The 20,212-nt window shown below is 64.6% G+C and carries 17 protein-coding genes; 7 read left to right on the forward strand and 10 right to left on the reverse strand.

Annotated features, from left to right (window positions below; genetic code table 11):
- The first annotated feature begins 375 nt into the window (after positions 1–375).
- The 5 genes from glgC (at position 376) to P0D73_RS05760 (ending at position 6,592) form a co-directional block, all read left to right on the forward strand.
- Complete coding sequence (gene glgC / locus P0D73_RS05740; protein ID WP_408179306.1) at positions 376–1,638, forward strand: glucose-1-phosphate adenylyltransferase; 1,263 nt, start codon at positions 376–378, stop codon at positions 1,636–1,638.
- 60 nt (positions 1,639–1,698) lie between these two features.
- Complete coding sequence (gene glgA / locus P0D73_RS05745) at positions 1,699–3,159, forward strand: glycogen synthase GlgA (RefSeq protein ID WP_408179307.1); 1,461 nt, start codon at positions 1,699–1,701, stop codon at positions 3,157–3,159.
- A 294-nt stretch (positions 3,160–3,453) separates the two neighbouring features.
- Complete coding sequence (pdxY, locus tag P0D73_RS05750; RefSeq protein WP_132375065.1) at positions 3,454–4,320, forward strand: pyridoxal kinase PdxY; 867 nt, start codon at positions 3,454–3,456, stop codon at positions 4,318–4,320.
- Positions 4,321–4,551: 231 nt separating this feature from the next.
- Positions 4,552–5,013 carry a hypothetical protein gene (locus P0D73_RS05755; RefSeq protein ID WP_132375066.1) on the forward strand — a complete coding sequence of 154 codons (462 nt, stop codon included), beginning with the start codon at positions 4,552–4,554 and terminating at the stop codon, positions 5,011–5,013.
- 427 nt (positions 5,014–5,440) lie between these two features.
- Positions 5,441–6,592, forward strand: coding sequence for a branched-chain amino acid ABC transporter substrate-binding protein (locus P0D73_RS05760; protein ID WP_408179308.1), 1,152 nt, complete (start codon positions 5,441–5,443; stop codon positions 6,590–6,592).
- Positions 6,593–6,647: 55 nt separating this feature from the next.
- Here the strand turns inward: P0D73_RS05760 and P0D73_RS05765 are convergent, their stop codons facing one another.
- Both P0D73_RS05765 and P0D73_RS05770 read right to left on the reverse strand, forming a co-directional pair.
- Positions 6,648–8,561 carry a DUF3857 domain-containing transglutaminase family protein gene (locus tag P0D73_RS05765; protein WP_408430228.1) on the reverse strand — a complete coding sequence of 638 codons (1,914 nt, stop codon included), beginning with the start codon at positions 8,559–8,561 and terminating at the stop codon, positions 6,648–6,650.
- Positions 8,558–9,565: a helix-turn-helix domain-containing protein gene (locus tag P0D73_RS05770; protein WP_408179311.1), complete on the reverse strand. Its 1,008-nt coding sequence runs from the start codon at positions 9,563–9,565 to the stop codon at positions 8,558–8,560. The genes P0D73_RS05765 and P0D73_RS05770 overlap by 4 nt, the downstream gene beginning before the upstream one ends.
- 108 nt (positions 9,566–9,673) lie before the next feature.
- On the opposite strand from P0D73_RS05770, the gene P0D73_RS05775 reads away from it, so the two are divergent.
- A complete protein-coding gene (locus P0D73_RS05775) occupies positions 9,674–10,234 on the forward strand; it encodes a hypothetical protein (RefSeq protein WP_408179312.1) in 561 nt (186 codons plus the stop codon).
- 27 nt (positions 10,235–10,261) lie between these two features.
- On the opposite strand, the gene P0D73_RS05780 is transcribed toward P0D73_RS05775, so the two are convergent.
- Positions 10,262–10,927, reverse strand: a complete 666-nt coding sequence (locus tag P0D73_RS05780; protein WP_132375071.1) for a hypothetical protein — start codon at positions 10,925–10,927, stop codon at positions 10,262–10,264.
- Between the two features lie 335 nt (positions 10,928–11,262).
- Here P0D73_RS05780 and P0D73_RS05785 point away from each other — a divergent pair, with 335 nt between their 5' ends.
- Entirely contained in the window at positions 11,263–11,400 is a 138-nt protein-coding gene (locus P0D73_RS05785) for a hypothetical protein (RefSeq protein ID WP_165923849.1), read from the forward strand.
- Between the two features lie 255 nt (positions 11,401–11,655).
- Here P0D73_RS05785 and hutG read toward each other — a convergent pair whose 3' ends face one another.
- The 7 genes from hutG to hutH form a co-directional block, all read right to left on the reverse strand.
- On the reverse strand, positions 11,656–12,471 hold the full coding sequence (hutG, locus tag P0D73_RS05790; RefSeq protein WP_408179313.1) for an N-formylglutamate deformylase: 816 nt from the start codon (positions 12,469–12,471) through the stop codon (positions 11,656–11,658).
- A 76-nt stretch (positions 12,472–12,547) separates the two neighbouring features.
- Positions 12,548–13,954 carry a formimidoylglutamate deiminase gene (locus P0D73_RS05795; protein WP_408179314.1) on the reverse strand — a complete coding sequence of 469 codons (1,407 nt, stop codon included), beginning with the start codon at positions 13,952–13,954 and terminating at the stop codon, positions 12,548–12,550.
- 8 nt (positions 13,955–13,962) lie between these two features.
- Entirely contained in the window at positions 13,963–15,186 is a 1,224-nt protein-coding gene (gene hutI, locus P0D73_RS05800) for an imidazolonepropionase (protein ID WP_408179315.1), read from the reverse strand.
- Between the two features lie 103 nt (positions 15,187–15,289).
- A complete protein-coding gene (locus P0D73_RS05805; protein ID WP_408179331.1) occupies positions 15,290–15,904 on the reverse strand; it encodes a HutD/Ves family protein in 615 nt (204 codons plus the stop codon).
- A gap of 17 nt (positions 15,905–15,921) precedes the next feature.
- Entirely contained in the window at positions 15,922–17,610 is a 1,689-nt protein-coding gene (hutU, locus tag P0D73_RS05810) for a urocanate hydratase (RefSeq protein WP_132375075.1), read from the reverse strand.
- A gap of 62 nt (positions 17,611–17,672) precedes the next feature.
- Positions 17,673–18,368 (reverse strand): histidine utilization transcriptional repressor HutC, encoded by a 696-nt coding sequence (gene hutC, locus P0D73_RS05815; protein ID WP_408179316.1) that lies wholly within the window; start codon positions 18,366–18,368, stop codon positions 17,673–17,675.
- A gap of 21 nt (positions 18,369–18,389) precedes the next feature.
- Positions 18,390–19,913 carry a histidine ammonia-lyase gene (gene hutH / locus P0D73_RS05820; RefSeq protein WP_408179317.1) on the reverse strand — a complete coding sequence of 508 codons (1,524 nt, stop codon included), beginning with the start codon at positions 19,911–19,913 and terminating at the stop codon, positions 18,390–18,392.
- Positions 19,914–20,212 lie beyond the last annotated feature (299 nt).

A 20,212-nucleotide genomic window follows, 5' to 3' on the forward strand; every position in this document is an offset into this window, starting at 1 on the left:
GGCAGGCATGCGAGGCAAACGCACGGCGAAACCAACGCCCGAACCCGCGGCCGGGAGCGCACGATTCTACGACGCGCCGCCCGACTCTGCTGCCGCCGGCGCCGGCTGACAGCGGCATGGCGGTCGTGGCACGCATATTGCGGCTGCTCACCTCACGCCCTATGTGTCGTGGCGCACGGATCGCCGCGATGCAAGGGGTGATCGTGCGCAAGGTGGGCGCACGCGCGGCATCCGCACAATTCAGACTACTCGCCCGCGGCAAATCAGTGCTAGAACTAGCAGACGACCCGCGAAGACGGAGCCGCCTCGCAGCACGATTCATCAGTGGAGAGCAAGCGACCAAACCATCCGGGGCATACTAATCAGGAGACAGACATGGACACTCCGGCACGGCTGAACGATCTGCAACGCACTACCCTCGCCATCGTCCTTGCGGGCGGACGGGGCACGCGGCTCGGGCCGCTTACCAACAAACGCGTCAAGCCGGCCGTGCACTTCGGCGGCAAATACCGGATCATCGACTTCGCGCTCTCCAACTGTCTGAACTCCGGCATCCGCCGCATCGCGGTCGTCACGCAGTACAAGGCGCATTCGCTGTTGCGCCATCTGCAGCGCGGCTGGAGTTTCCTGCGCGGCGAGATGGGCGAATTCATCGACTTGTGGCCCGCGCAACAGCGCGTGGAAGGCGCGCACTGGTATCGCGGCACCGCGGACGCGGTGTTCCAGAACCTCGACATCATCCGTTCGATCCGGCCGAAATACGTGGTGGTGCTGGCGGGCGACCACATCTATAAGATGGACTACACGCGCATGATCGCCGACCACGCGGAGAGCGGCGCGGATTGCACGGTCGGCTGTATCGAGGTGCCGCGCATGGAGGCGGTGGCCTTCGGCGTGATGCACGTCGATGAGAACCGCCGCGTGACCGGCTTCGTGGAAAAGCCCGCCGACCCGCCCGCCATTCCCGGCCGCCCGGATACGGCGCTGGCCAGCATGGGCATCTACGTGTTCAGCGCGGATTACCTGTATTCGCTGCTCGAAGAGAACATCTCCACCATCGACACCGATCACGACTTCGGCAAGGACATCCTGCCGCGCGTCGTCACGCAAGGCACGGCGATCGCGCATCCGTTCAGCATGTCGTGCGTGTCGTCGGATCCGAACGTGGAGCCGTACTGGCGCGACGTCGGCACGATCGACGCCTATTGGGCCGCCAATCTCGACCTCGCCTCCACCATCCCGACGCTCGACCTCTACGATCGCAACTGGCCGATCTGGACGTACCAGGAACAGTTGCCGCCCGCCAAGTTCGTGCGCGACCTGAAGGGGCTGCAAGGCTCGGGCAATAATCTGATCGTGTGCGGCGGCTGCGTGATCTCGGGCTCGCAGATTTCGCGCTCGGTGCTGTCCTCGAATGTGAAGGTGAGTTCGTTCTGTAACATCAATGAGGCAGTCTTGTTGCCGCAGGTCACCGTCGGCGCGAGTTGCCGGCTGCAGAAAGTGGTGATAGACCGCGGTTGCGCGATACCGGACGGCACGGTGATCGGCGAAGATCCGGTGAGCGACGCCGAGCGCTTCTACCGTACCGACGACGGCGTCGTGCTGGTCACGCCGGAGGCGTTGCAGCAGAAGACGTAGCAGACCGGACCGGTTGCCGCCGGCCATCCAACCCGCACTAACAGGACAGAGACGGAGCCAATGACGATTCGCGCCCTGCACGTCGCAAGCGAGCTGTATCCCCTCCTCAAAACGGGCGGTCTCGCCGACGTCGCGGGCGCGTTGCCGCCCGCGCTGATCGAGCGCGGCGCCGATGTGCGGGTGCTGTTGCCCGGCTTTCCGGCGGTGGTCGCCGGCCTGACCGATCTGACGCCGGTCGCGCAACTGGGCCGCCGCTTCGACGCGCCGGGCGTCACGCTCGAGCGCGGCACGCTGGCGTCGAACGGCCTGGTCGTCTATGTGATCCGCGCGGCCACACTGTACGACCGGCCCGGCAATCCCTATCTGAACGACGAGCACGTGCCCTACGGCGACAACGCGCAGCGTTTCGCGCTACTCGGCTGGGTCGCCGCGCAACTCGCCCAGCAACTGGACCCGGCATGGTCGCCGCAGATCATCCACGCGCACGACTGGCACGCGGGGCTCGCGCCGGCCTATCTGAAAGCGGCCGAACGGCAGCACGGCAAGCGCTTCGCGCGCAGCGTCTTTACGGTGCACAACCTCGCGTATCAAGGCGTGTTTCCCGCGCATCAGTTCGGTCAGCTCGGCCTGCCGGACGATTTTTTCAGCGTGCATGGCGTCGAGTTCTACGGGCAACTGTCGTTTCTCAAGGCGGGCCTCTACTACAGCGACCGCATTACCACCGTCAGCCCGACCTACGCGCGCGAAATCCAGACGCTCGCCCAAGGCGGCGGGCTAGACGGTCTGTTGCGGCATCGCTCGCACGATCTGAGCGGCATCCTGAACGGCGTCGACTACACGGTCTGGTGTCCCGCCACCGATACGCTGCTCGAGAACCACTACAGCATGACGCGGCTCGCCGGCAAACTGGCGTGCAAGGAAGCGCTGCAAAAACGCTTCGGCCTCGCGCAGAAAAGCGATGCGCTGCTGTTCGGCGTGGTGAGCCGCCTGACCGAGCAGAAGGGCCTCGACCTGCTGCTCGAGGCGGTGCCCGAAATCGTCAAGCACGGCGGGCAGCTGATCGTCTTCGGCACCGGCGACCCGGCGCTGGAGAACGGTTTGAAACGCGTCGCGCATACGCATCCCGAATCCGTGGCGGTGGAACTGGGATTCGATGAAACGCTCGCGCATACGATTGTCGCGGGCAGCGACGTGATTGCGGTGCCCTCGCGTTTCGAGCCGTGCGGGCTGACGCAACTGTATGCGCTGGCGTATGGATCGCTGCCGCTCGTGCATAGCGTGGGCGGCCTCGCGGATACGGTGGTGGACGCCTCGCTCGAAAATCTCGCCGACGATCTCGCCACCGGTTTCGTGTTCGAGCGATTCGAACCGAAAGGCATTGGCGCCGCGATCCGCCGCGCCTTCGCGCTGTATGAACGCCGCACCGAATGGAAGGCAACCCAGCGGCGCGCGATGCGCCAGGACTTCGGCTGGGGCGCCTCGGCGGAGCGTTATCTGGCGTTGTATCGCGAGGTGGCCTGAGTTCGAACGGCTGTTGGGCAACCCGGGTACGCCGCTTTTTACGTGCCAAGGGCGGCTTCGCAACCGTCCGTCACCATGCTCATGTCTGATGGTTCGGCGCAACAACGCGGGGACCGATCGACTCGCGCAAGGCAAACTCATGTATTGTTTCCTGACGATGCAGAGTGTGCCGATTTCCTGCACCATCTGAAGCAGTCCTGCCGCATGAGGCGTCCGGGTGCTAGCCGGATCGCCGCCGCGGTGCACCCTTCCCGTTTTCATTGATCGCGCATACCCGTTTGCGCGGGCCACACCATGACGAAAAACGTTCTGAGCATCCAGTCACATGTCGTCTTCGGTCACGCCGGCAATAGCGCGGCCGTGTTTCCGATGCGTCGGCTCGGCGTCAACGTCTGGCCGCTCAATACCGTGCAGTTCTCGAACCACACGCAGTACGGCCATTGGACCGGCAGCGCGATCGACGGCTCGCAAATGGAAGATCTGGTCGACGGCATCGGCGCCATCGGCATGCTGCCGCGCTGCGACGCCGTGCTGTCCGGCTATCTGGGCACGCCCGAACAGGCGCAGTCGGTGCTGGAAATCGTCAAGGCCGTGAAGGCCGCCAATCCGCGCGCCTGGTACTTCTGCGATCCGGTGATGGGCGCCGCGAGCGGCTGCAAGGTCGAGCCGGGCATCCAGGAATTTCTCGTGCGCACCATGCCCGAGATGGCCGACGCGATGGCGCCGAACCACACCGAATTGCAGCGCCTCGTGGGACGCGAGATCGAGACGCTGGAAGAAGCCGTGACGGCATGCCGCGAACTCATCGCACGCGGGCCGAAGCTGGTGCTGGTCAAACATCTGCTCGATCGCAACAGTCCCGCCGACCGCTTCAACATGCTGGTCGTCACCGAACGCGAATCGTGGATGGGGCAGCGCCCGCTCTATCCGTTCGCGCGGCAACCGGTGGGGGTCGGCGATCTGACGAGCGCGGTGTTCGTCGCGCGCACGTTGCTAGGCGATTCGATTCGCGCGGCCTTCGAGCACACGCTGGCCGCCGTGAACGCGGTGGTGAAGACGACCTGGCAGGCCGGCCGCTATGAGCTCGAACTGGTGGCCGCGCAGAATGAAATCGCGCAGCCGCGCGAGTGGTTCGATGCGTGGGTCGCGGATACGGCGTAGGTGGCGTGTTTCGCGCAGCACAAGCAATCCGTAATGCGCGCCACGTGACCAGCCGATTCGCGCCGCGTCGCTCGGCTGTCGACCAGAGTTCGGCGCGTGCGTGCAGACTCCGGTCCCATGCAAGATGCTCGCTGTCAGCCGCCCGTCCTATAATGCGTGCCGCGTGGACGAGGCACCTGCCAGCCCACACCGCATTTTTCAGGCATCCGGCATTCAGCAGACGAGGCATCGATGGACGGTTATATCCGCAGCGAGCGGGAAGAATTTTTTGAACAGTTGTGCATCAGCGTCGATGCCGACGAGGCGCACGAACAGGAAGCGATCGAGTTCTTCGAGAGCCAGTTCGACCAGGCCGACTTCGATCCCGCGCAGTGGCTCGACATCGCGCTGTACTACTCGCCGGCCGTGGCGCGCGGCATCGTCGACATGGTGACGCCGGACGACAAGGCGCGCAGCAATATCGCCGAAGTGATCGCCGACAACCTCGACATCTCGTACGGCGAGGACGAGTGCCAGCAGTTCGCCGAGACCATCGAGTTCGCGCTGAACAACGGCGTGCCGGTGGACCTCGACCTGGTGCTCGACGGCTGCCAGCGCGCCCTCGACGATCTCGACACCTGGGCCGACGACGACACCAAGGCGCCACTGCTGCGTCTGCGCGAAGAGTTGTTGCGCCAGCAAGGCGAGCATTGAGCGCCTGGTTTTAAGCTCACGACGAGGCTTGACCTCGGCGCATGGCGCGCGGATTCACTCCCGCCGCTTTGCCACAGTCACACGGCCGGCGCGCTCGCGCCGGTCTCTTAAGCATATGCCGCAATCCGCACCCGCGCGCCGGCGCGGACACGCCGCCAGCGAACGCGCTGCGCCGGCTATGCCGAAATGCTCATTCAAAGTGCCTCGAACTGCCAAGACGACGGCAAATTGGCTTTCTATATTCGCGCCAGATTGACCGACGCTTAAACGCAAATGCGCACAAGTGCGCGCATTCCCGCATTGTTCAAAGCGACCGATCATCCGTAGTCTCTCGATGCGCGCCATATGAAGTCCATGCTTGCGCGTCGATCCAGCGTTACTGCCTTGCCGCTTTCACAACCTGAAACTGTCGATGGAAGGAGAGACCATGAGTCTTCGCTACACGCTGAAACCGCTTGCCCTGTTCGTTGGCGCTATCTTCGCCATCGTGCCGCCGGCCAGCTACGCCGACGATCTGCCGGTGAAGGTCGGCTTCGCCGCGCCGCTGACCGGCGCCAACGCCGGCTACGGCAAGGACCTGGAGAACGGCGTCCGGCTCGCACTCGAAGAGGCCAACGCGCAGAAGATCAAGATCGGCGACAAGGTGGCCCAATTCCAGATCGTCTCCGAAGACGACCAGGCCGACCCGCGCATCGGCGTGCAGGCCGCGCAGAAACTGGTCGACGCGGGTGTGTCGGCCGTGGTGGGCCACTTCAACTCGGGCACGACAATTCCGGCTTCGCAGGTCTACGAGCAGGCCGGCATTCCGGTGATCGACCCGGCCGCCACCAATCCGATCATCACCGGACGCGGCTTCGCGAACACCTTCATGGTGATTTCCACCGACGCGCAGAACGCCGGCAACGCGGGCGTGTATGCCGTGGAAGTGACCAAGGCCAAACGCATCGCGATCATCGACGACCGGACCGCATTCGGCCAGGGCGAGGCCGACGAGTTTGAGAAAGCGGTGAAAGCGCACGGCGGCAACATCGTGACGCGTGAGTACACCGACAACAAGGCGGTCGACTTCAGCACGCAGATCACCAAGATCAAATCGACCAATGCGGATCTGATCTTCTTCGGCGGATTGGACACGCAGGCCGCGGGCTTTGCCAAGCGCATGAAGCAGCTGGGCATGAACGCGCAACTGGTGGGCGGCGGCGGCGTGATGGATCAGGATTTCATCAAGCTCGCCGGCGATTCCGCGGAAGGCGTGATGGCCTGGGAATACGGACGGCCACTCGCGCAGCTGCCTGGCGGCAAGGATTTCTCCTCGAAGTTCAAGAAGCGCTTCGGGGTGGATATCCTGTCCTATGCGCCGTTCGGCTATGACGGCGCATGGGCCGCGATCAAGGCGATGCAGAAGGCCAAGTCCATCTCGCCGAACGACTACCGGCCCGCGCTGAAGGCCATCGATTTCGAAGGCGTGACCGGCAAGATTTCCTTCGACAACACCGGCGCGTTGAAGAGCGGCGCGTCGACGCTCTATCAGGTCAAGAATGGAGCGTGGGTGCCCATCGTGACCAAGAGCGGGAGTTAGGCGACTTCTGATCCCGGCACGGGTGTTAATGCTTGCGCCCGTGCCGGCGGAATCGCTACGGGTTCTTCGAATTGGCGACCTTGACCACCAGTTCGGCCTCGAGATCGCGCTCGATTCGCACGAGATCGTCGTGCAGCTCGGCGAATTCACTTGCTGAACACATCTGATGGCCAAAGGCGGCGCGCAGGTGCCGCTTGACCTGCAAGACCCGCGCGGCCGGATCGTAGACGTAGCTGGATGAAAAGGTCAGAAAGCGGTTTTGCACCGCGGTGTCGGACGGCAAATCCGTCACCCGTACGAAGCGCGGCAGCGTCATTTCCAAGGTCTCGTCGAACTCTCCGCCGATGCACGTCCACGGCTGAGTCCTTGCGGGCTCCGCGAGCCACGCCTGCACCTGCGAGCCTATGCCGCCGGAAAAGCTCGTCAAGGCCGGTATCGCCGTGGTGCCGTCGGTCCACACGAAATGCTCCACTTTTCCCTGCATCGAGGTGGAGAACGGTCCATTTGTAGCGCTGAGGTCTGCCGTGCGCAATTGCGTTGTGCCGTGCAAACCCGTCTGCAAAAGACGGTTCGCGGCGATCTGCTGCGTACGTTGCCGCGTCGCGCGCCGGAACGTGTTGCGCTCGATCTCGGCGGTAAATCCCGCGTCCTCCGCGCGGTAAGCGTAATTCGCCGCCCCGCTTTCGCCGATGTCGATCTGCACGCGCGCGCTGCGTTCGCGCAACTGCGTGGCCGGCGTGCGCGACAGCACGCCCTCGCCGACCAGCAGCACCGGCCGGTCCATCACGCTCGGCGGCAGGTAACCGAAAGCCGTGCCGCCCGCCGTCGTATCCGCATACAACGACAACTCAGGAATCCAGATAATCGCGTGATTGATCGCGCTTGTGCCGTAGCCGGGCACGTCCGGCAAACTGTAGTACGGGCCGAGATTGAGCAGCACCGCCTCGCTACGGATGCCGACCGCGGCCAGCATCGCGCCGTAGAGCGCGACGTGGTCCTTGCAGTCGCCGTAACGATTGCGCAGGATGTCGGTCGCCTTGTGCGGGATCGCCGCCGTTTCGCCGAGAAACAAGGCGACGTAGCGAATATTCATACGCATCCAGTCGTATAGGCGTTGCGCTTTCACGCGCGGGTCGTCGGTGCCGGCGGTCAGCGCTTGCGCGAAGCGGACAATCGCCGGATCGCTCGCCGTTGCGTCGGCTGCGGGCCCGCGATAGCGCGCGGCAAAACTCGCAAAGTCCGGCACCGTCGACACCATCAGGCGGTCGCCCCAGTTCGCGTAGCCGACCGCGCCCGCTTCGAGCGGCGCATACGGCCCGTGCTGATAGTCGAACTCGTAGCGGGTACGGCCGTTTGCCGTGACCGGCGGCACGGCGACGTAGCCGCGCGCGTCGGCGTAGAGCGGCACGTCGGCGGGCAGATCGAAAATCAGGCGCTGCAGTTCGACGGGGTCGCGCGTCGGTTCGACGAGATACGCGAAAGTGCCCGCCTGCAAGGGCTTCGTGCGCGTCTTGCGAAACGCCAGATGCACGCGCGAGCCCGGCTCCACGCCAGGGAAAATCACCGTGCGCAACACGCCGTCTTCGAAACTCGGCGCGCCTGCCGAGCGCGGCTCCTGCACGTCGCGAATCGCCTCGGGACCGACCGGATGCGCGACGCCGTCCAGGTCGATCGTCTCGGCGGCCAGCAACTGCACCTGCTCGATGTCCTTGTTGAACCACACGTAGCGTTGCGCGATATCGTCGACGCCGCTCGTGGTGTTGGCGCGCAGGACAGTGTCGTCGTGTTCCTCGACGGAGCCGTCTTTCTGGATCGTGAAGAGATGGACGTCGCGCTCGATCGTGGAAGGCGCGCGATCGTCGCCGGATGTGGCGGACGCGCTGTCGTCCGCGAGCGCGCTGGCGGCGAGGCAAACGCCCAGCGCCGACCCGCAGGCCAGCCTGAGAAAAAACGCCACGCAGCGCGTCATGTGCGCCGCGCCCTGCCCTGCGCGCGCCAGGCTCGCGGACTCGAAGCGAACTCCGCGCGAAACGCGTGATTGAAATTCGACAGATCGTTGAAGCCGCAATCGAACGCGATATCGACGACCTTCGCGCCGCCGTCCTGAAGACGCAGCGCCGCGGCGCGCAAGCGCGCCCGCAACAGGTATTGATGCGGCGTCACGCCGGTCACGCGCTGGAACGTGCGCAGAAAGTAGAACTCGCTCAAGCCCGCGGCGGCCGCGAGGCTCGCGAGCGAATGCGGCGCGCCGGGCGTGTCGTCGATCAGCCGCACGGTCTGCGCGACGCGCGAACACGCCGCGGCGTTGGCGGGCGCAGCGGGACGCGTCAAGGCGCCGGCCGCTTGCAGCGTCGTGGCGGCCAGTTCGACGGCGAGTTCGTCCCATGCTGTTGCGGCAGAGCCGCTTACGCCGGCACCAGCACTAGCACCAGCACTAGCACCGGCATTAGCTCCAGCGCCGACAGCAGAACCTGCACCTGGATCGGCTCCAACTTCACCCCCAGTTGCACCACCAGCACCGACACATGCACGCGCGATCAACGGCGACAACGCACGCAGCGACGGCAAACGCGCGCGTTTGAATTGCAGATTGCCGCGCGCCAGCCCCGCATCCGCGGCAAGCCGTTCGAAGTACGCCGGCGCATAGTGAAACGCGATGCAACGGTCGCCGGCGCCATGCCGATGCCCGCACTCGAAGCAATCACCCGTGTTGCCGAGCAGCAGCGCGCCGGGCGTGAGCAACTCGCGGCCGGTCGCCGCGCGGTAAGCGAACGAGCCCGCCACCACCATCGCGATGCACACGCCGTCGTGCCGCTCTTCGAACGGCTGGTCGCGCGGGCCGAAGGTGCACAACACATCCTCGACGCGCCACCCTGCGCCCCCGGCGAGCGCGCGCGCCGACGTGCCGCCGCGCGCGCCTTCCTGTTCGCGGCGGGCCAGCGCCTGTTGCAGCGTGACGGCAATTTTCCCCAAGATGCACCTCGGCTGAGTCCGTATCGTGGTTTTAGCACATCGGCGGCCGGCGCGTTTCCGTTGGCTCCGCCGATGCCGATCCCGCTATGCACCGAAGGAGCACACACGATGAACCGGCTGGAGTACAACCTGGACAGCGGCTTTCACGCCGCCCTGAGCGCGCCCGCGCGCGCCGCGGACATCGACGCCGCCGACGACCTCTACGGCTGGCTGATCGGCAGTTGGGACATGGACGTGGTGCATTACCGCGTCGACCTGGGCAGCGCGCGCCGTCGCGGCGAAATTCATTTCAGCTGGGTGCTGGAAGGCCGCGCCGTGCAGGACGTCTGGATCATGCCGCCGCTCACCGCACAACGCGACGCGCCGACGCCCGGCGACGCGATGTACGGCACGACCTTGCGTGTCTGGGACCCGGCGCTGCGGGCATGGCGGGTCACGTACCTCAATCCGCGGACCGGTCAGCGTGACGAGTTGGTGGGCCGCCGCATCGGCGAGCATCTCGTGCAGATCGGCACACACGCCGACGGCACGCCGATTCGATGGAACTTCACCGACATCACGCCGGATTCGTTCCGTTGGACCGGCGTGGCGCTTGCACAGGACGGCGTGACGTGGACGCTCGAGGCCGAGTTTCACGCTCGCCGCAGGAGCTCCTCTCAGCCCACGTAAGCGAGCGCCAGCTCGCGCCTCGCTGCATCACTCCGTTTCGCCGAGTTGCCCGAGCAAAGCCTGCAATCGCTCCACGTGCCTGAGCAGCAGATGCCGATGCTTTTCGATCTGCTCCAGCCGTCCCGCGAGGTCCGCCTGGATCGGGTCGTCGAGATCGGCGGCGGCGATCACGTCTTCCACCTTGGCACGCATCGTCGCCAGCTCCACCGGCGCGTGAGTCAGATGCCGCTCGAAACGCCGCACGTCCTGAATCGCCACGTCGCGGACTTTGCGGAAGTGCGCCTGACGCCGATGCGCCTCCGCGTCGAGGATTTCTTCCTCGACACGCTTGGCCGGCCCCGGCTGGCCGAAAATCGGCTCGGGCGGCCGCAGCACCGTCTTCTTTCGCACCGGATGCGCCGTACCGCGAAACCGCGCGAGCGGCTGTTCGTTGTCGATCGCCTCACGCGCGTTGGGCGGAATGTCGTGCTCGGTGTGCGGCACGTTCATCCAGCCGCCCGGCAAGCCGGTGACCGCTTCGATGCCCCGCACGAATTCCTCGCTGAATTCGCGCTGGCCGGACAACATCAGTTTCAGATAGCTCGCGGAGAAGGTCATCATGCGCGCGAGTCGCGTCGCCGCGCCGACCTCGCGGGTCAACAGCACCAGGTTTGCTCGCCAGACCGGGAGCAGCAATTCGTCGGAATCTTCCATCGCTGGGTCTTCCATCTTTTTGCCCGATGTAGAGATCACGCGCCACTCGCGCGTTATCGTATTGAAAGGGTAGACGCATCACCGCATGGCGCGCAATCCCGGTATGCCATTGCGTGAGCGGCGATATGTCGTAATTACACGCCACTGCGCCATTGCGCACCATTGCCCGCTATCCATTGCCGGTGGCGGCTCGCGACGATCGTCGTTGTGAATTGACATCTGCATTTGTTCAGCGTTCCTCCGCTCTGCCCTCGCGATGTGGCATGCTTGCAGGCGGTTACGGCACGCCCCGTGCTGCACCGTTAGTACCCCAACACTGATTTAAGGATTTTGTAATGAAGAAGATCGTCCTCGCCATCGCCGCAGCCGTTGCAGCCCTGAGCGCCATCGCTCCCGCACAAGCTTATGAGCATCATCATCCCGAGTGCCACAAGGTGCGCGTTCATCATCACTGGGAAAAACGCTGCCATTAATGGCGGTGCCACGCTCTGACCGGCACGGCACATCGTAGAGCCCCGCTACAGGCGGGGCTTTTTTTCGCCATCGAGTCGGCGCGGAGCAGGCAGATTTCTTCAACGCGCTATATACGTTCTGCGCGAAAACGGCAGCATGCAATCACGGACACATGCTGTTACACCTTTGCGGTGTCGGCCGACGCGCGCACGGCGCCGAGCAACTTGCGCGGCGCCGTGAATCGCGCGGAAAAGAAGAGAAGATGACGCGCGGCGTCACGCCGTCTTGACGCGCTCCAATGCCTTCACGACCAGCGCTTCCAGCAGAGGCTCGACTTTCGCGGCCAGCGTTTCGTCATACGCATATGGCATACGCTCTTCCATATACGTGATCTGCGAGAGTTCGAGTTGCAAGGCATGCACGCCTTGCGACGGCTGGCCATACTCGCGCGTGATATAGCCGCCCTTGAAGCGGCCGTTGGCAACCGCCGTATAGCCGCCGTCGTGTCGCTCGACAATAGCAGCCATATCTTCGGCCAATCCGGCCACCGCGCTCGCGCCATTCGAGGTGCCGAAGTTGAAATCGGGCAGACGTCCCTCGAAAAAACGCGGCACATGCGATCGGATCGAATGCGCTTCCCACAGCAGCACCTTGCCGTGTTTCGCTTTCAGCGCCGCGAGTTCGCCTTGCAGCGCCTCGTGGTAAGGCTTCCAGTAAGCCTCGCGACGGCGCGCGACTTCCGCCTCGTCCGGCAGATGGCCGTCCAGGTACAACGGCTCCTTGTCGAACGTATCGACGGGCAGCAGGCCGGTCGTGTCCTGGCCCGGATAGAGATTCGCGCCGTCGGGCGGACGGTTCAGGTCGATCACATAGCGCGCGTAGGTGGGCGCGAGAATCGACGCGCCCATGCGTTTCGCGAACGCATAGAGACGGTCCAGATGCCAGTCGCAATCGTCGGTGCGCTGCGCGACGGGTGTCATCGTCGCCGCGATGTCGGCCGGGATTTGCGTACCCAGATGCGGAATCGAAATGAGGAACGGCAGGCTTCCCCGATGCAGTGAGAAAACCGGCGGAGTGTTCGAAGCAGTCATGTCAGTCCGGAATCGATAGGATCGAAGGATCGGTTCAGCAACTCATGCGAGGCGCGCCGGCAAGTCGGCGCGTCATTCATTTGAGCAGGTCCGCCAGCGCCACGCGATAGCGCGCGTACGCGCCCTCTTCATCGCGATGCCTGCGGTTGTCGACGACCTTGTCGCCGCCCGCGTAAACGTCACGAATCGGCGTTTCGCCATGCTCGCAGAATACAACGCCCGAGAGCCACGCGTTCGGCGCATGCTCGGCGATGCTCGAATGATCCGCGTCGAGCACCAGCCAATCGGCGCGGCGGCCGGCTTGCAGCGCGCCGACCGCTCGGCCCGTCGCGCGCGCGCCGCCTTCGAGCGAGGCGTCGAAGAGACGATCGGCGACGTGCGTGGCTTGCGCCGACGCCAGTACGTTGCGCTGCCGGCGCGTGAGACGCTGGCCGTATTCGAGCAAACGCAGCTCCGCGCGCCAGTCGACGCCGATATGGCTATCCGAGCCCACGCCGATGCGCCCGTTCGCGTCGAGATACTCCTGCGCCGGAAAAATGCCGTCGCCGAGATTGGCTTCAGTAGTCAGGCACAAACCGGCGACCGCGCCGCTTTTCGCGAGCGCCAGCGTTTCGTTCGCATCGACGTGCGTGGCGTGCACGAGGCACCAGCGGCTGTCGACATCGAAACGATCCAGCAGCCATTGCACCGGACGCGAGCCTTCGGTTTCGAGGCAGGCATCGACTTCAGCGGTTTGCTCGGCGATATGAATATGAACGGGCGCCGTGTCCTCGATTCCACCGAGTAACGCACGTAACGAATCCGCGGATACGGCGCGCAGCGAATGCGGCGCCACGCCATAACGCAACGCGGCAGTTTCGGGGCGCGCCGCGCGCAACGTGCCGAGCAGATCGAGCAGACTGTCCGGCGTGTTGATGAAACGCTGCTGATCCTCACGCGGCGCGCGCGCACCGAAGCCGCTGTACTGATACAGCACCGGCAGCATCGTCATGCCGATGCCGCTCGCCGACGCAGCATCCACCACGCGTTGCGCGAGTTCGGCCTGGTTCGCGTACCGGCTGCCGGTGGGCGTGTGATGCACGTAGTGGAACTCGCACACCGACGTATAGCCCGCCTTCAGCATTTCAATGTACAGCCATTGCGCGACGCTCGCCAGGCCTTCCGGCGTGATGCGTGCGGCAAAGCGATACATCAGATCGCGCCAGCTCCAGAAGTTATCCGTCGCGCCGGCGCCGGATGCGCGATATTCGGTGAGCCCGGCCATCGCGCGCTGAAACGCGTGCGAATGAAGATTCGGCATGCCGGGCAGTACCGGACCAGCAGCCTTCTGCACGCCGGCGGGCGGCGTCGACGTATCGGGTGTGACGGCGGTGAGCGTGCCGTTTGCGTCCCACTCCAGCAGCACGTTGCGGCGCCAGCCATCCGGCAGGTATGCGTGCTCGGCGAACAGCGATTGATTCGATTGCTTGTGCGGTTCAGTCATCTCAGGCCCTAGCTCAATTCACGCCGCGTATAAACGGTCTCGCCCGCGCGCACGACTCGCGCGCACAGCGGACGTCCAATCCAGTAAGCCAGCTCGGCCAACGAATCGACCGACCACACCGCGAAATCGGCCGCGCGTCCCGCTTCCAGCGAGCCGTGCCGATCCGCCTTGCCGAGCGCGCGCGCCGCGTGCGACGTCACGCCTTGTAGCACTTCGGGCACGGTCATGCGGAACAGCGTGGTGGCCATGTTCATCATCAGCAGCAGCGAGGTGGCGGGCGACGTGCCGGGGTTGCTGTCGGTCGAAATCGCGATCGGCACCTGATAGCGCCGCAGCAATTCCAAAGGCGGCAACTGCGTCTCGCGGATGAAGTAGTACGCGCCCGGCAACAGCACGGCCACCGTGCCGGCTTCCTTCATCGCGACAACGCCGGCTTCGTCGAGAAATTCGAGGTGGTCGGCGGAGAGCGCATGATGGCGCGCCGCGAGTGCCGTGCCGCCGCCGTTCGACAACTGCTCGGCGTGCATTTTCACCGGCAGCTTGTAGCGCTCTGCCGCTTCGAAGACGCGCTCGCTTTGTTCCAGCGAAAAACCGATGCGCTCGCAGAACACGTCGACCGCGTCGACGAGACCTTCGCCGGCGAGCGCGGGCAGCATGGTATTGCAGACTTCGTCGATGTACGCGTCGGCGCGGCCGGCGAACTCGGGCGGCAACGCATGCGCGCCGAGAAACGTCGTGTACACGGTGACGGGATAGCGCTCGCCCAATTGACGCGCCGCGCGCAACATCTTGCGCTCGCTGGCGAGGTCGAGGCCGTAGCCGGATTTGATCTCGACGGTGGTCACGCCTTCGGCGAGCAAGGGTTCGAGCCGCGCGGCCGACTGACGGAACAGCGAGGCTTCGTCCGCGGCACGCGTGGCGCGCACCGTGGAGACGATACCGCCGCCCTGCCGCGCGATTTCTTCGTAGCTGACGCCCGCGAGGCGCTGCGCGAATTCGTCCGCGCGCTGACCGCCGTACACGAGATGCGTATGGCAATCGACGAGACCCGGCGTCACCCACGCACCGTGCAGATCTTCGCGCGGCCATGCGGCGTATTCGGCGGGTAATGCGGAAGCCGCGCCGAGCCACACGATCGTGCCGTCTTCAACGGCGATCGCGGCATCGGGCAGCGTATGTTGGGGATCGCCCTGCGGGCAAAGTTTCAGGTGATGCCAGACGGTTTGCTTCATCGCGTGCTCTTTGCAGCTTGTTGCGTGTCTGTGGTGGTTCGCGTGCGCGTGCGCGTGCCGTGACTGCTGTGACATAAGCGGCGAGCACGCACGCGAATCGTCGTCATCGTTGCGTGTAGCGGATGCTGATTGCGAGCAACGCGCCCGCGCCTTCGACCGTGCATGACAGCGCGTTTGGCGTGTCGATGCGCAGCGTGTCGCCGGTTGCGAGCGACAGCGGTTCGCAATCGCCCGGTTTGACCAATACTGAGCCTTCCGCGCAATACAGCAGGACCGCGTCGGCGGAAAGCGTGCGTTGCGTTACGCCGCGCCATACTTCCAGTTCACCCTGCGCCGCGTTACGCCGCACCATCAGGTTGAAGTCGCGTGTCGCGCCATCGACCAGACGCGCGTCGATCTGCGCCTCGCCGGTGAAACGGGCTATGTCGAGCGCTTGCGTCAACGCGTGCGTCTTCATACCGTGCGCGCTATCCGCTTCATCGAGCAACATGCCCGCGCCGGATAACAACACGAGCGTGCGATCGATACCCGCAAAGCGCGAGAACGGCCCGGCTTGCGCGACATCGGCAACGCTCAACCGCCACACGAAAGCATCGAGCCCCGCGCCTTCGGGAAACGCCGCCACTTCGCGCGTGACGCCGCCGCCGTTCTTCCACGGCGCCGCCACGAGGTCGGCGCCGCGAATCAGCGTGAGGCTTGCCCCGCTGCCGACATGCATGCTGTGAAGCGTCACGCTCAACGGCCCAGCATCGGCAGATTGAGACCTGCCTCGCGCGCCGTTTCCTGCGCGAGTTCATAACCCGCATCCGCGTGACGCATCACGCCGGTGGCAGGATCGTTGAACAGCACGCGGCCGAGGCGTTCTTTCGCCGCATCCGTGCCGTCCGCGACGATCACGACGCCCGAGTGCTGGCTGAAGCCCATGCCGACTCCGCCGCCATGATGCAGCGAGACCCACGAGGCACCGCCCGCCGTATTCAGCAGCGCGTTGAGCAGCGGCCAGTCGCTGACCGCGTCCGAGCCGTCCTTCATCGATTCCGTTTCGCGATTCGGGCTCGCCACCGAACCGGTGTCGAGGTGATCGCGGCCGATCACGATCGGCGCCTTCAGCTCGCCATTCCTGACCATCTCGTTGAACGCCTGGCCCAGACGATAGCGATCCTTCACGCCGACCCAGCAGATCCGTGCCGGCAAGCCCTGGAACGCGATACGTTCGCGCGCCATGTCGAGCCAGTTGTGCAGATGCGGATCGTCGGGGATCAGTTCCTTGACCTTCGCATCGGTCTTGTAGATGTCTTCCGGATCGCCCGACAGCGCGACCCAGCGGAACGGGCCCTTGCCTTCGCAGAAGAGCGGACGGATATACGCCGGCACGAAACCAGGGAAATCGAAGGCGTTTTCCACGCCCATTTCCAGCGCCATCTGACGGATGTTGTTGCCGTAGTCGAGCGTGGCCGCGCCGCGTTCCTGCAGCGTCAGCATGGCTTGCACCTGCTTGGCCATCGACTGCTTGGCCGGCAGCACGATGCTGTCCGGCACGGTTTTCTGACGCTCGCGCCAGTCTTCGACATTCCAGCCTTGCGGCAGGTAGCCGTGAATCGGATCGTGCGCGCTGGTCTGGTCGGTCACGCAATCCGGCGTGATGCCACGCGTCACACATTCGGCGAACACATCCGCTGCGTTGCCGAGCAGGCCGATCGACACCGGCTTGCCTGCTTTCTTCGCTTCCTCGAGCATGGCGAGCGCCTCGTCGAGCGTCGCGGCTTTCTTGTCGACGTAACGCGTCTTCAGACGGAAATCGATACGCGTCTCGTCGCATTCCACCGCGATCATCGAGAAGCCGGCCATCGTCGCCGCCAGCGGCTGTGCGCCGCCCATGCCGCCCAGGCCGCCCGTCAGAATCCAGCGGCCCGAAGGATCGCCGTTGAAATGCTGATTCGCCACCGAGAAGAACGTCTCGTAGGTGCCCTGCACGATGCCCTGGCTGCCGATGTAGATCCAGCTGCCCGCCGTCATCTGGCCGTACATCATCAGGCCCTTGCGATCGAGCTCGTGGAAGTGTTCCCACGTCGCCCAATGCGGCACCAGATTCGAATTCGCCAGCAGCACGCGCGGCGCGTCGGCATGCGTGCGGAACACGCCGACCGGCTTGCCCGATTGAATCAGCAGCGTTTCGTTTTCTTCGAGATCCTTCAGCGACTTGAGAATCTGATCGAAGCAATCCCAGTTGCGCGCGGCACGGCCGATGCCGCCGTACACGACCAGCGCATGCGGATGCTCGGCGACTTCCGGATCCAGATTGTTCTGGATCATCCGGTACGCGGCTTCCGCGATCCATGTCTTGCAGGTCTTTTCCGCGCCGCGCGGTGCGCGGATCGTGCGGGTGGGATCGAGACGCGGGTCGATGTGTTTCGGGTTGTTCATGATGGCCCTCGGAATGCTTGAAGATGGTCGAAAAAGATTCGGGTACGGCAAAAACGGCGTTGTCAGAAATGTCCGGTGAAGCGATAACGGCTGCCGGGATGCCACAGATTGGCGATCGAAGCGACCTGGCTTTGCGACCACGTGCGCCGATGCAGCACGAGGCAGGGTTCGAGTTCGTCCATGGTCAGCAACTCGCGGGTATCGCCATCAGCGGCCAGCGCCTCGATGCGGTACTCGACCCGCTGCAACGGCGCGACACGCACGAGATACTGATTCGGCGTGGTGTTCGTGAAGTCCTGCAGCGCGTACTCGGGCGCGACTGCCGGATTGACCCAGCGCTCTTCGAGTTGCACCGGCTCGTCGTTTTCGAAATGCAGCACACGCGAATGAAACACCGGACTGCCCGCGCTCACCTGCATTTCCTCGGCGAGCGTTTCGTCGGCGATGCTCGCGCCGATGTGCAGCACGTTCGCCTGATAACGATGACCGCGCGCGACGATTTCGTCGGAGATGCTGCGGATCGCCACCAGTGTGGATTCGTACTTGGGACGGGCCACGAAGGTACCCGACCCTTGCACACGCGTGAGCACCTGCTCCGAGGTCAGCTCGCGCAACGCGCGGTTGACCGTCATGCGCGCCACGTTGAATTCGCGCGCGAGCTCGTTTTCGGAGGGCACCTGGTCGCCTTCACCCCATTCGCCCGCATGAATGCGCGCGAGGATGAAGTCCTTGATGCCCTGGTAGGCCGGTGCGTTCATTGGCTTGATGTGCGTTGAGGCTTACTGTTCGGACACGAAAGAGAACGGGCTCAGCTTCGCGATCGTGCCGTTCTGCACGAGGCGCGTGACCGCCGCGATATCCGGTGCGAAGTAGTGGTCGAGCTCGTAATGCGCGACGTCCTTGCGCACTGCGTCCATCACTTTCTGCAGGCTCGGGCTGGTCTTGTGCGGCGCGCGCAGATCGACGCCTTGCGCGGCGGCGAGCAACTCGATCGACAGAATATTCGCGGTGTTTTCAGCAATGTCGCCGAGCTTGCGCGCAGCGAACGTCGCCATCGACACGTGGTCTTCCTGGTTTGCCGAAGTGGGCAGCGAGTCGACCGAAGCCGGATGCGCGAGCGTCTTGTTTTCCGAGGCCAGCGCGGCGGCCGTGACGTGAGCGATCATGAAGCCCGAGTTCACGCCACCATCGCGCACGAGGAACGGCGGGAGGCCCGACAGCGTCGCGTCGATCAGCAGCGCGATGCGGCGTTCGGCCAGCGCGCCGATTTCGGCGACGGCGAGCGCGAGGTTGTCGGCGGCGAAAGCGACGGGTTCCGCGTGGAAGTTACCGCCCGACAGCACTTCGCCGGTGTCCGGGAAAATCAGCGGATTGTCGGAGACGGCGTTCGCCTCCAGCAGCAGCACGTTCGCGGCGTGGCGCATCTGATCCAGACACGCGCCCATCACTTGCGGCTGGCAGCGCAGGCTGTACGGGTCCTGCACCTTGTCGCAATCGGCGTGCGAGACGTTGATGCCCGAGCCTTGCAGCAGCGAGCGGTACGCCTCGGCCGCGTCGATCTGACCTTGATGGCCGCGCAGTTCGTGAATGCGCGCGTCGAACGGCTTGACCGAACCCATTGCCGCGTCCACGGACAACGCGCCCGACACCAGCGCGGTGCGGTACAGGTCTTCGATGGCGAACATGTTATAGAGCGCGAGCGCGGTCGAAGCTTGCGTGCCGTTCAGCAGCGCCAGACCTTCCTTGGCTTGCAGCGTGAGCGGCTTGAGGCCGACGAGCGCGAGACCTTCGGTGGCCGGCATGCGCTCGCCCTTCGCGAACACTTCACCGACGCCGAGCAGCGTTGCCGACATATGCGCGAGCGGCGCGAGGTCGCCCGATGCGCCGACCGAACCCTTCACCGGGATGACCGGCAGCACGTCGGCGTTGTACAGCGTGATCAGCGCTTCCATCACTTCGCGGCGGATGCCGGAGTGACCACGGCCGAGGCTCGAGAGTTTCAGCGCGATCAACAGACGCACGACAGGACGCGACATCGGCTCACCCACGCCGACGGCATGCGAGAGCACCAGATTACGTTGCAGCAGTTCGAGCTGGTCATGCGGGATATGCGTGCTGGCGAGGCGCCCGAAGCCCGTGTTGATGCCGTAGGCCGGCTCGCCCTTCGCGGCGATATCGGCGACGGCTTGCGCGCAGGCGTCGATCGCGGCGTGGCTGGCGGGATCGAGTTGCAACGCGACGTGTTCGCGAGCGATCTGGCGCAGTTGCGGGAGAGTCAGGTGGCCGGGCTTCAGATTCATCATGGTTGTCGTCCTGTCTATACAATTTGAGAGAAGTCTAGCGACGTCGGCTTGTATATACAACTTGTTTTTTGAGGTTTTGCCCCAGGGGTTTCCATTAGGGCGGGATGCACGCTTGGCTTGGATCTTGCCACTGCGGCGATTTCCGGCGGCCGCGCGCTGCGGATCGCCTTCCGGGCGACGTGGGCCTCAACTTGTATATACACGTTCAAAATGGCAGGCGCGAGACGGACAAAAAGATTTCACTGGCGAACGGGCGCGCTTCGCTGCCTATAAGAGCGTTATAGGAAAGGCTTCTTGTG

Origin of the sequence: Paraburkholderia sp. RL18-101-BIB-B (genome assembly GCF_046026985.1) — a bacterium.
Lineage (GTDB): Bacteria > Pseudomonadota > Gammaproteobacteria > Burkholderiales > Burkholderiaceae > Paraburkholderia.